This window comes from Candidatus Spechtbacterales bacterium, assembly GCA_040879145.1.
Lineage (GTDB): Bacteria > Patescibacteriota > Minisyncoccia > Spechtbacterales > 2-12-FULL-38-22 > JAWVZY01.
This window is the reverse complement of sequence record JBBDKX010000028.1, coordinates 1-11,903: the sequence shown is the minus strand read 5'-3', so window position 1 is coordinate 11,903 and position 11,903 is coordinate 1. Positions and strand designations below refer to the sequence as shown.

General features: G+C 40.8%; 11 protein-coding genes. 7 read left to right on the top strand and 4 right to left on the bottom strand.

What is annotated here, in order from left to right; genetic code table 11:
* From WDZ40_03245 to WDZ40_03235, 3 genes are all read left to right on the top strand, one after another.
* On the top strand, nt 1-1,166 hold a 1,166-nt coding region (locus WDZ40_03245; GenBank protein ID MEX0877849.1), incomplete at its 5' end, for a cysteine desulfurase family protein.
* 177 nt (nt 1,167-1,343) lie between these two features.
* Nucleotides 1,344-4,070 (top strand): AAA family ATPase, encoded by a 2,727-nt coding sequence (locus tag WDZ40_03240; GenBank protein ID MEX0877848.1) that lies wholly within the window; start codon nt 1,344-1,346, stop codon nt 4,068-4,070.
* Nucleotides 4,071-4,184: 114 nt separating this feature from the next.
* A complete protein-coding gene (locus WDZ40_03235) occupies nt 4,185-4,955 on the top strand; it encodes an NUDIX domain-containing protein (GenBank protein ID MEX0877847.1) in 771 nt (256 codons plus the stop codon).
* Between the two features lie 69 nt (nt 4,956-5,024).
* Here WDZ40_03235 and WDZ40_03230 read toward each other — a convergent pair whose 3' ends face one another.
* The 4 genes from WDZ40_03230 to rfbB all read right to left on the bottom strand — a co-directional run bounded on the left by WDZ40_03230 (nt 5,025) and on the right by rfbB (nt 8,785).
* Nucleotides 5,025-5,864 carry a glycosyltransferase family 2 protein gene (locus tag WDZ40_03230; protein ID MEX0877846.1) on the bottom strand — a complete coding sequence of 280 codons (840 nt, stop codon included), beginning with the start codon at nt 5,862-5,864 and terminating at the stop codon, nt 5,025-5,027.
* A 17-nt stretch (nt 5,865-5,881) separates the two neighbouring features.
* The gene (locus WDZ40_03225; protein ID MEX0877845.1) at nt 5,882-6,949 is read right to left on the bottom strand and encodes a glucose-1-phosphate thymidylyltransferase; all 1,068 of its coding nucleotides are present in this window, start codon (nt 6,947-6,949) and stop codon (nt 5,882-5,884) included.
* Between the two features lie 84 nt (nt 6,950-7,033).
* A complete protein-coding gene (locus WDZ40_03220) occupies nt 7,034-7,573 on the bottom strand; it encodes a dTDP-4-dehydrorhamnose 3,5-epimerase family protein (protein ID MEX0877844.1) in 540 nt (179 codons plus the stop codon).
* Nucleotides 7,574-8,785: a dTDP-glucose 4,6-dehydratase gene (gene rfbB / locus WDZ40_03215; protein ID MEX0877843.1), complete on the bottom strand. Its 1,212-nt coding sequence runs from the start codon at nt 8,783-8,785 to the stop codon at nt 7,574-7,576.
* Between the two features lie 112 nt (nt 8,786-8,897).
* On the opposite strand from rfbB, the gene rfbD reads away from it, so the two are divergent.
* The 4 genes from rfbD (at nt 8,898) to WDZ40_03195 (ending at nt 11,435) form a co-directional block, all read left to right on the top strand.
* Nucleotides 8,898-9,764, top strand: coding sequence for a dTDP-4-dehydrorhamnose reductase (rfbD, locus tag WDZ40_03210; GenBank protein ID MEX0877842.1), 867 nt, complete (start codon nt 8,898-8,900; stop codon nt 9,762-9,764).
* A gap of 124 nt (nt 9,765-9,888) precedes the next feature.
* Nucleotides 9,889-10,275 carry a hypothetical protein gene (locus WDZ40_03205; protein ID MEX0877841.1) on the top strand — a complete coding sequence of 129 codons (387 nt, stop codon included), beginning with the start codon at nt 9,889-9,891 and terminating at the stop codon, nt 10,273-10,275.
* 223 nt (nt 10,276-10,498) lie between these two features.
* On the top strand, nt 10,499-11,032 hold the full coding sequence (cas2, locus tag WDZ40_03200) for a CRISPR-associated endonuclease Cas2 (protein ID MEX0877840.1): 534 nt from the start codon (nt 10,499-10,501) through the stop codon (nt 11,030-11,032).
* Nucleotides 11,033-11,072: 40 nt separating this feature from the next.
* Complete coding sequence (locus WDZ40_03195) at nt 11,073-11,435, top strand: hypothetical protein (GenBank protein MEX0877839.1); 363 nt, start codon at nt 11,073-11,075, stop codon at nt 11,433-11,435.
* Nucleotides 11,436-11,903: the final 468 nt, after the last annotated feature.

Genomic DNA, 11,903 nt, shown 5'->3' with positions numbered 1-11,903 from the left:
AAATGCTCTTTTCCGGCAATTCTAACAAAAGTATATATCTTGATTACGCCGCTACAACGCCGGTATCTGAACGGGCGTTTAAAGCGATGCGGCCTTATTTTTCGGACGTGTTTTATAACCCTTCTTCTTTGCATATTCCCGGACAAAAGGCTCAGGGCGCTTTAGATGTTGCCCGCAACAGTATCGCGGATTTAATAGGTGCTGATTGGAAAGAGGTTATTTTTACAGCTTCTGCCACAGAGAGCATAAATCTGGCTATACGCGGTGCGGTAAAAGCATCTGCGCTTAAAAATCCGCACATAGTTACAACAAACATAGAACACAGCGCTGTTCTTACAACTTGTCGCGAATTGGAAAAAGAAGGAACAGAGGTTACATATATTGCGGTTAACAAAGACGGGTTTGTTTCGTCTGAACGAGTAGAGGAAGCAATAAAAGAAAACACAGTACTTGTAACAATTGGATACGTAAATAATGAGATAGGAACAGTACAACCAATAGCTGAAATTGCGGAGGCGATTGAAAGCTATAAGCTAAAAGCTGTAAGCTGTAAGCTGGTTTTCCACACTGACGCAGTGCAGGCGGCCAATTATTTGGATATAAATGTAAAAAACCTGGGGGTGGATATGATGACTTTATCAAGCCACAAAATATACGGACCAAAAGGTTCGGCGCTTCTATACAAGAAAGAGGGTATAGATTTGGTTCCGGTTATAACAGGCGGAGATCAGGAGAGGGGATATCATTCAGGTACCGAAAACATACCCGCTATTGTCGGTTTTGCGGAGGCCTTAAAAGAGACGGGGGAAATTATGGAAGAAGAATCAAAAAAGATGCGGGAACTTCAGGATTTTTTCATTACCAAAGTATTAAATAGTATTTCAGGAGTTCTTTTAAATGGTTCCCGCGAAAACAGAATACCAAACAATGTTAATTTTTGTTTTGAGGGAAAAAAATCCGAAACACTTATACCCGAACTTGATTCTTATGGAATTTATGCGTCAGGAGGTTCGGCATGTAGAGCGCGTGTTCCTGAGCCGTCACACGTTATAGAGGCAATAAGTAGAAGCACCTGCGCTAAAAGTAGTTTGCGTTTTACACTTGGCAGGAGCACCACACAAAAAGATATTGAATACACTGTAAATAAAATTAAAAGTATAATTTAATTTTTATATATGACTGAGACTCAAATAAAAGAAAAGACAAAAAAATTACATTCTGTACGTGAGTCGAAATATAAAAGAAGATATTGAGCCAGCCGAAATATTAGCACTCTTGACTTTAGATTGCTAAATCAGGTAAAATGTGGTATACTTTATGTAGAAGTATTATTATAAAAAATTATGCAAAATTTTACTCAATATGCCCAGGAGGCATTACAAAAGGCACAGGAAATAAGCCAGGACAAAAGCCACCAACAGGTATCCGAACTCCATTTACTGGTAGCGCTATTAAAACAAGATGGCAGTATTGTCCGTACTATTTTGGACAAATTCGGAATAGACATAGACGCTCTTGATCACAGGACAAATTCGGAACTGGATAAATTTCCCAGAATAATTTCCCCAATGGGCCCCGCAATAGGGACGCTTCCCATGGGGCAGCTTTATGTTACACAGGAGCTTGCGAAGGTTTTGGCGCGCGCGCGGGAAGAGGCAAAAAAATTCTCCGATGAATATATAAGCGTGGAGCACCTGTTTCTCGCTATTGTAGATACACACTGCAAAGCAAAAAGTCTCTTAACAGAGGCGAGTATGATAGCCGGAGCCACAGTAGGCCACGATGTCGCCAAAAAACTTAATTACGATAATACTCTTAAAATACTAAGCGAGCTAAGAGGTGGCGTAAGAATAACCGACCCTAACCCCGAAGATAAATTTCAGGCTCTTGAAAAATACGCGCGTAATCTTACAGAGATGGCAAGAAAAGAAAAGCTTGACCCTATAATTGGGCGCGAAGATGAAATAAGGCGTTTAATGCAGGTAATAACACGACGCACAAAGAACAACCCCGTACTTATCGGAGAGGCAGGTGTTGGAAAAACGGCCATAGTTGAGGGTTTGGCTCAGCGTATTGTAGACGGAGATGTCCCCGAGTCTTTAAAGGAGAGGGAGCTTCTCGCTCTTGATATAGGCGCGTTGGTCGCCGGAACAAAATATAGAGGTGAATTTGAAGACCGTCTTAAGGCACTGCTAAAAGAGGTGGAAAAAAGCTCCGGAAAAATAATATTATTTATAGACGAACTTCACACCATTGTGGGAGCCGGCGCGGCCGAGGGCTCAATAGACGCGTCAAACCTTCTAAAGCCTGCTTTGGCGCGTGGAGAGTTGCATGCGATAGGAGCTACAACAACTAAAGAATATCAAAAATACATAGAAAAAGACTCGGCACTTGAAAGGCGTTTTCAGCCCATATATGTGGCTGAACCAAGTGTTGAAGACGCCGTTGCTATTTTACGCGGTATAAAAGATAAATACGAAGTACACCATGGTGTGCGTATAACAGACGCGGCGCTCATATCTGCCGCTAAGCTTTCCCAAAGATATCTGCCGGGCAGGTTTTTGCCTGATAAAGCCGTAGACCTTATGGACGAGGCAGCTTCTGCTCTTCGCCTTAGCATAGAGAGCCAGCCCGAGGAGTTAGACAAGCTTCACCGTGAAATACGGCGCCTTGAGGTAGAAAAGCAAGCTCTTAAACAGGAGAAGGATAAACGCTCAAAAGACAATCTTCAAAAGATAGAAAAACAGCTTGCGGACATTAAAGAGCGTGCGCGTGCTTTAGAGAGAAAATGGAGAAACGAAAAAGACCTTATAGAAAACATACACGAACTTAAAAAAGATATAGACGAGCAAAAACAGATGGCTGATATTGCCGAACGCGCAGGAGAGTTAGAAAAGGTGGCGGAAATCCGTTACAGTGTTATTCCTAAAAAAGAAGAGGAACTCTCAGAGTCAGAGAAAGAACTTGCCCGATTGCAGAAAAAGGGCAGAATAATGCACGAAGAGATAAATGAATCAGACATAGCCAACATTATTGCGCGATGGACGGGTATTCCCGCAGCTCGCATGCTCCAGGAAGAGATAGAACGCCTCTCGCATATGGAGGATAATTTGCGCAAGCGCGTAGTCGGGCAGGATGAAGCGATAGTAGCAATATCAAATGCCATACGCCGCAACAGGGCAGGAGTAGGCGAAACAGACCGCCCCATAGGCTCTTTTATATTTTTGGGACCCACAGGAGTTGGAAAGACAGAGCTTGCACGCGCTCTTGCTGATTTTCTTTTTGATGACGAAAACGCAATGGTACGCATTGATATGAGTGAATATATGGAGCGCCATGCTGTAAGCCGTATGATAGGTTCTCCTCCCGGGTATGTAGGACACGAAGAAGGGGGCCAACTTACAGAAAAGATAAAGACCCGCCCGTATAGCGTTATTCTTCTTGATGAGATAGAAAAAGCGCATCCTGAGGCCTTCAATATTCTTTTGCAGATAATGGATGACGGCCGTTTAACTGATGGAAAAGGCAGGTCTGTTGATTTTAGAAATACTGTTATAATTATGACTTCAAACCTTGGAAGCGATTACATTAAGAATATAAGCAAGCTTGGGTTTGATGCAATGGATGAAAAAACGGGAAAGGAAGAGGCTTTAAGCGCGGATGAAAACATAATGCGTGAAAAAGTTATGCATGCTGTAAGGGATCGCTTAAAACCCGAGTTTATAAATCGTCTTGATGAGATAATAATATTTCACCCGCTTAGTAAAAAGCTTCTCGCTGATATTGTAGATATCCAGCTTGATGTGATGCTTGCTCGTCTTGCGGACAGGGATATTAAAGTAAGGATAGGTAAAGGTGTTAAAGAATTTATTGCCGATAGGGGATACGACCCTAATTTCGGTGCCCGCCCTCTTAAACGCGCGATACAACGCCATATACTGGATCCGCTTGCGAAAAAACTTATAGAAAAGAATATACAGGATAATGCCCGCGTATCTATAACGTTGCAGGCAGATAAGTTGAATATTCGCGTAACACAGCCTAAGTCAGCGCAAAAAGTTGCAGCTTAAGCTTAAATTAAAACAATTTTGTACAACAAATAAGAACACGCAATAATTATTGCGTGTTCTTATTTGTTGTGGTAGTATATGCTCAGCTCATGTGCATAATATAAGGAGGCATATATGAGTGATTTGAAAATGATATATGGAATTCCGCCACGTCCTAGCGGTCGTCCGATGTTAATTAGCGAAGTGAGTGCTGTACAGGAGAGAAACTCTGATTTCGAACCTGGTTGGAAGAGCAGTCATCAGGGTTATATCAGTGAGCGTTTTGGCGCGCGTTTGCATGTTGTCGTTTGCGATGAAGAGGGTAATCCTAAGTTTGATAAGATTGTTATGGTATCCCACGGTGCCGGCACATGTCCATGGGGCATTGATTCCGAAGGTAATGTACGCGTGGCCCTTCAGTGGTCTTTCCGCGAAGTCATTCGCAGGACAGACAGGCCTTACGAGGCGTATGAAGTTCTCAACCCTGATGATTACGGTGTCTGGTCTCTTGAGACCCCGCGTGGTTTCAACAAGAACGCGCTTAGTGACACCGAAGTAACAGCAGTAGAGGAGCTTGCAGAAGAAACCGGTTATGGTGATCCAAAAGGGACGCAATTGATTGGTTTCGTTGTTCCTGACACCGCTTTTGATTCTGTTCCTGTCCCTGTCTATGCCGTGCAGACAGAAATTGTTCCGCCCGACCCGTCTCTTCTTGAGCTGGACTCGGGGGAGGAGTTTGGCGGCGTTATTGGCTGGGTAACCCTGGATGAAGTTTCGGAACTTCTAGTAAGCCAGACAATTACTTGTGGCTTTACTCTTGCGGCACTTTCATTTTTCAAAGCTCATTTTGAAAAAGCAGAGCTTGTAGGTACCGAAGCTCACAGGCTTGCTTATATTCTTAATTAGGCATAAATCCATAAGTCCATGGAGTTGCAAAGTTCTTTTAAAATAACCCCTCATTATGAGGGGTTATTTTTATACTCCGTATCTTTTTTTGGAAGTTCCATGCTTTCGGAAATATTTATACGCGCTTACAAGATGTATTCTTGTATATTTGTTAAACGCGGCTTTAAATATATTTCTGCTTCTGCTGGCAGCGCCATGGAAGTGGTGCATCACTGAATCCGGATAGTACATCACCTTGTATCCATTTTCCCAGAACCTTCTGCACAGGTCCACATCTTCCATGTACATAAAATATCTTTCATCAAAAAAGCCGACTTTATCTAAATATTCCCTTTTGGTCAAAAGTGCCGAGCCCATAAGCCAGTCAATTTCAGTAGGTTCTTTTGTTAAATTATCATGGTGTTTCAGCATAAAGGCATCTATATGGTTTTTTGCCTGAGGGAGTTTTTTTAGAAAGGTCCTTCTGTAAAATATTGTCATCGGCGTGTAGTAGCGAAAAGCTGATGGCTGGTGCGTGCCGTCAAAATTTTGTAGGCGGGGCCCTACCAGTCCAACTTCTGGATTGTTCTCCAGATAATTTAAAAGCTTGTTTAGCTCTTTGGGGCGGGGGATTACAAAATCCGCGTTCATCGTGAATATATATTTACCGCTTGCTATATCCCAGGCACGGTTTACAGATTTACCAAAACCTATGTTTTTTGGTTCTTTTAAAAAAATTACATCAGGAAAGAGCTGGTTCATAATTTCCACTGTTTCCGGTATTGTTTCTGAATCTGTAACTATAATTTCAGCCGAACCGCCGGCTTTTTCAAAGTCTCTTTTCCAGTCTCTAACATAACCAAGCGCCATTTTCAGCACCTTAGGACTCTTATAATGATTTACTACTATAGAAACGTCAACTTTAGACATAAATTAAATATTAAATATTAAATACTCAAACTTGAATTCCCCGAAACTATCAGCCTTGTTCCTTTAGGTGTCTCGTGTTCGGCATCGCTTATAATACTATTCTCTCCTATAATGCTTCCCGATATCTTCTGAGGTGTAGCTATGGCAGAGCCGTCATATACTATGGAGTGTTCAATATGCGCTCCGTGCATCTCTACTTTGTTACCCACAGATGTGTAGGGCCCGATGTACGAGTCTTTTATAAGACAGTGGTCGCCTATTACCACCGGTCCGCGTATAACAGAACGGCCGCCTATCTTTGCGCCTTTTCCTATGCACACTCTTCCTTGTACAGAAACTGAGTTTTCAATCTTTCCTTCATTTCCTGTTTCTATATTATCAAGAGCAAGAGAATTTCCCTCTAAAAGATCTAACGCGCTACCTCTGTCTTTCCACCACCCCTGTATTTCCTGCCACTGTACGTTGTATCCATTTTGCGCGAGCCAGGTATGCAGGTCTGCTATTTCGTAGCTTCCTCTAAAACTTGGCTTTATGTGTGGGTAAGCTTTGTGCGCGTTATTGTCATAAAAATATAATCCCGCTACAGCATATTCGCTTTTTGGTTTTGTTGGTCGCTCTTCAATGCGCAGGATTTTGCCGTTGTTATCAAATTCGGGAACCCCAAAACGCTCGGGCCGGGGTACCTTCGCCAGACTAAGAAGGCAATTTATGTCTTCTTTTTCAAATTTTTCCCGTAGTACTGAAATATCATCGTTTATAATGTTGTCTCCCAGATAGACCATAAACGGTTCAGTGCCCACAAAGTTTTGCGCGCAGTAAACCGCGTGGGCAAGCCCTTTTGCGCCTCCAATTTGTGGAATGTATTTTATCTTAACGCCCCACTTTGATCCGTCGCCAACTGTTCTTTGTATTTCAGTATCTCCTTCTTTTACAACTATCCCTATTTCTGAAATACCCGCGCTTACAACTTTTTCTATCGCATAGAAAATAAGCGGCTTATTCGCGAGCTCAAGAAGGTGCTTGTTTTTTATGTGAGTTAACGGCCGCAGATGGTTGGTAGTAGCCGCTGTTATTATTGCTTTCATTCCAGTTTTGCCCAAGAGTGCAGCGATTGGCTGCAAAATTGAGTACCTCGCCGTAGCTTTATGTAAATGCAGGTTGCATTATGTTTATAATTCTATATTTAGCTTGTTTAAAATATCTTTAACTCCCGGAATATCTATAACTTTTGCCCGTCCGTAATCTTCAGCGTCGTATCCGAAATTTCCGGAAACAAACACCACCGCCTCATCATCTGTCAGGGGCATAAATGCGTGATACACCATGGGGGGTATTTCAAGCTGTGCAAGTTTTCCTTCATCCATATAGTAAGAGTCAAGCTCTGTTTCAGGCTTTGTTTTTCCGTCCCCAAGAATTAGCGCGTATGTTTTGCCATGAGTGGAGGAGTTCTCGTTATAATCGTGAAGAATAAAAAGTGCGGTTCCTGCCATCACATAAAAATGTTCGGTTAGCTTGTAGTGCCAGTGCTCTCCGCGTGCTATATGTTTTGTTGTGGCAATAGACGCGTGCAGGTGTTTTACATCCTCCATTGACGGGTTGTCTGTTTCTGCAAGATCTAAAAAATGCCCTCTCTCATCAGAGACTATCTTATTAATGTATATATTCAACCCCTCAATCGGAGTATCCACTTTTTTGTATGACTTTTCCATTTATATATATTTACTAAACTCTTTATCTCTTTCTCTTATCGCTTCAACCCAGCTTAAGTTGTTCTGGTACCACTGTATGGTAAGCGCTATTCCTTCTTCAAAAGAAGTTTCCGGCTTCCAGCCCAGCTCTTTTCCTATCTTTTCTATGCTTATAGAATATCTCAGGTCGTTTCCGGGTCTGTCATCTACCAGGGTTATTAGGTTTTCAGATTTACCAAGAGAACGCAAAACAGTAAGCGCTATCTCTTTAGTATCTTTTTCTTCATCAGCTCCTATGTTGTAAACTTCTCCAATTTTGCCTTTGTGCAGTATAAGGTCTAATGCTTTGCAGTGGTCGCGTACAAATATCCAGTCACGCACATGCTGTCCGTTGCCGTGCAGTGTTATTGGCTGGTTTCTAAGAGAGCGGAAAAGTGCGTTTGGTACAAGTTTCTCAGGGTGCTGGAAAGGCCCGTAGTTGTTAGAACAATGGGTTACAATAACAGGCACCTTGTAAGAGTTGTGATAAGCCCGGCACATATGGTCCCCTCCGGCTTTTGCTGCCGCATAGGGGACATTAGGTTCAAATGCTGTGTCCTCACGGAAGCTGTTTGGGTCATCCAGTGCGAGACTGCCGTAAACCTCGTCAGTTGATATATGTACAAACTTTTCTACGTGGTTGTTGTTTTTTACTGCTTCCAGTATTGCATGAGTTCCAAGCACATTAGTTCTAACAAATTCATCGGCGCGGAACAATAGACTGCGTGTTACATGGGTTTCAGCCGCGAAATTTATCACATAATCAACTTTTTCATCCTGTATAACTTGGTTTACCTTTTCACCATCAGCTATATCTCCTTTTATAAATTTGTATCGAGGGCTTTTTTCCACATTGCGCAGGTTTTCAAGATTTCCCGCGTAAGTTAGTTTGTCGTAGTTTACTACGTGGTAGTAAGGGTATTTTTCCAAAATGTAGTGTATAAAGTTACTTCCTATAAATCCCGCTCCTCCGCAAACTAATATTTTTTTTCTTGGAAGGATACCCTTTTTTTCAAAGGCCTCCTCCAGTGCAGAAGGGTGCTCACCCGTAAGATGCGCCGCCTCTTCAACGGATACGTGTCCGTCGCTAAAGAGTCGCTCTGCAAGAGCAATGCGCGTATTTGGTTGTGTTGCGGGATGCACTCGCGGAGTTAACTGTTCCTCTGTTTCAAATGGTTGTATTTCTATGGCCATGTTGTCTGTAATAATATAAGTTTATATGTTTTCAACACATTAGAGTATTTTATACTGAAAATTCAGATGAAAGCAAGTTTACATCTTGTGTTTACCGTGGCATAAAGAGTATATGCGTGTTTTACTTACCGGTTCCGGCATTGTGGGAACCGCTTTAAAGAAAGTTTTATCCGAGTTTGAACTCTACCCTTTGGACAGGGAGAATCTTGATATTTCAAACAAAGAGTCTGTTGATAAGGTTTTTGATAGCATAAAACCGGAGCTTGTAATCAATGCCGCCGCCTATACCAATGTGGACGGAGCGGAGGAAAATAAAAAAGAAGCCATGCTGGTAAACGGCATCGCTGTGGGATACATGGCAGCCGCCGCCAAAAAACACAACGCTCTTTTTGTGCATTATTCCACAGATTATATTTTTAATGGACGCAATAAGGACGGCTATAACGAAGATGCCCGCCCCGCAAAAACTCCTCTTAATGTTTATGGCGCCTCTAAACTTCTTGGGGAACAGGAATTAAAGAAAAATACCCACAACTACTATTTAATTAGGACTTCATGGGTATTTGGTGAAGGGGGACGCGACTTTGTAGATACCGTTTTGGGCTTGGCGGAAAAAGGGGAAATGAAAATAAAAGATGATGAATTCGGAAAACCGACTTACGCGAAAGATCTTGCCCAGGCAACCCGCGCGTTAGTGGCGGAAAGAATGCCATACGGAATTTACCACATAACAAATGACGGCGTTACCAGTTGGTACGAATATGCAAAAAAAATAATAGATATTTACGGCAAAAAACATGGATGGAAAAAAGATCAATATCCGCGTGTTTTGCCGGTTTCGGCGAAAGAGTTTTCCGCCCCCGCCGCGCGTCCCTCGTACTCAATTTTAAACAATACTAAATTTGTAACACCGCGCCCCTGGCCCGAGGCTTTAGATGAATATCTTGAAACCTCTTTTAGTAAAACAACATTGGTATAGATACAGAAAATAAAACAAAACCGCCCTCTGGCGAGGTCCGACCTCGCCAGAGGGCGGTTTTGTTTACACCCGTCTCTGTAAGTGCTATAAAATATTCAGTTGTTTACAAAGAAAAAGGAGTTCAATGGAAGGATATACCCTTGTTATTACCTTTCTTTTAGCAACTTTTATTGCCGTTGTCTTAGGTGGATTTGTGGGTAAAAAGTTAGGAAAAAGAACCGCAAATAAGAATGCAAATGAGGCTACAACAGAAATCGTTGTAAAAGTGTACGGTAAAGAAACAAAGCTTTTGTATAGAGATAAGGCGCTTTATATCTTATTGCAGGATTACAACGAAAAAGACCCTGGAACTTATAAGTTTAATTACGCGTGGAAGCCTGTATTTTACGCTCGCGCAAGTCAGGAATTGTATGATTCAACAGAAATAGGCGTAATTTACAAAGCTACATTTATTGATGATTGTTGCAAAGCATGCAAGTGGGAACTCCGACACATAGAAGAAATCAAATAGAAGCTTGAGAACATAGAAAAAATACCGAGTGAATAACATTCGGTATTTTATTTAAGTAACATGTACTTATTTGACATATGCATAAGAACCAACATAATATTCTATTAACCACTAAATGTACATCTTTTCTGCTATAGCAGAAAAGATGTACATTTAGTTGGATGTTATAATGTGGATGAGTAATTATCGATTATTAAATAATGAATGCTTTCTTTAAATTATTATGAAGTTACCCATAACAGAAAAATTTCTTTGGGATATTTTTTCCTTAATACAGGCCACAACGAGTGCAGTTGATGTTTTTTCTCCAAAAACTTTACAAGGTGCGGTGTCTCCTGAAATAGATCAGTTAAGAAGGAAGTATGATAGAGACAATAGTAGCTGGAGATTTGCGCGCCTTATTAAATACCTGGAACTTAACGGGTACATTAAAGAAACAGAGACGCATGATGGCGGCAAAGCTGTTTTATTAACCGAAAAAGGCGCAGAGAAAGTACTAAATATTAAAATTAAAACAGCCAATAAAAATAAGCGAGAAGATGGAATGTGGATAATGGTTATGTACGATATTCCGGATGATAAAAAATCAGAACGAGAATCGTTTAGATACACTTTAAAACAACTTGGATACAAAATGCTTCAAAAAAGTGTTTGGGTGTGTTCACGGGATGTTTATGAGGAAACAAAAGGTGTTGTTAAAGTCTATGGTTTGAAAAATAGAGTTAAAGTATTTTTAGTCGAAGAAGTAATAATGTAGAACTTTTCTGCTATAGCAGAAAAGTTCTACATACAAAGCTGTGAAGTTTAAGAGAAAAAAAGACGAAAAAATAAAATTTAGAATAATTTTATTTTTTGCAGATTTGATATTAATATTGAATGTGTTTTTAATATCATTCGCATCTTTGTGGTCGCATGAAGGATCTATCTTAGTATGGTCAAACTTTATTTTTTTCTCGGGAATATTTACAGCAGTAGGAGTTATTTCTGCAGCACTTCAGGCAGAAGTGAAAAAATCGTTAATACAGGCAACTTTAATTTCATACACCTTTTTTAATATTGCTATTTTCACCCTGCCAGGCGGCTTAGGTTTTTTTGCAGGGCTAAATATTCTTCTTACCCCTTTGATAGTAGTATCCCTTATAAAACTTAAGGGATCTTAATCCGTCGACGTGTAGTTCTTTTTTTTACCTTTGTGGAGGGAAGGTAAAAATGTACATCTTTTCTGCTATAGCAGAAAAGATGTACATTTCCTATAATATCTCTTTTCATTTCAGTGTGATTTTAAAAGTGTGATTTTAAATGATGCAACCGATAATGCTTTGGCGTTATTTTAGATGATTTAATACGAAGGGGAGTTGACCCCCACACCAACTTGCAATCCATGTTTATTTCTACTGCAATTTTTTCTAACTTGAGTTTATGTTTACCATATTTAAACTTAGCAGTAATGCGCTATCAAAAAAATATTATAAGTTGGTGTGGGGGTTGACGGGTTTGTGGGTTTTTTGTTAGAGTGGCAACTGTATTTGTCAGATTGTAACTATATTTAACTTTATCATTGTACCAGTGCGTACGTAGTTTGGTATAATGTATATATGGGCGACAATATAAAACATAGTAAGGAAGAA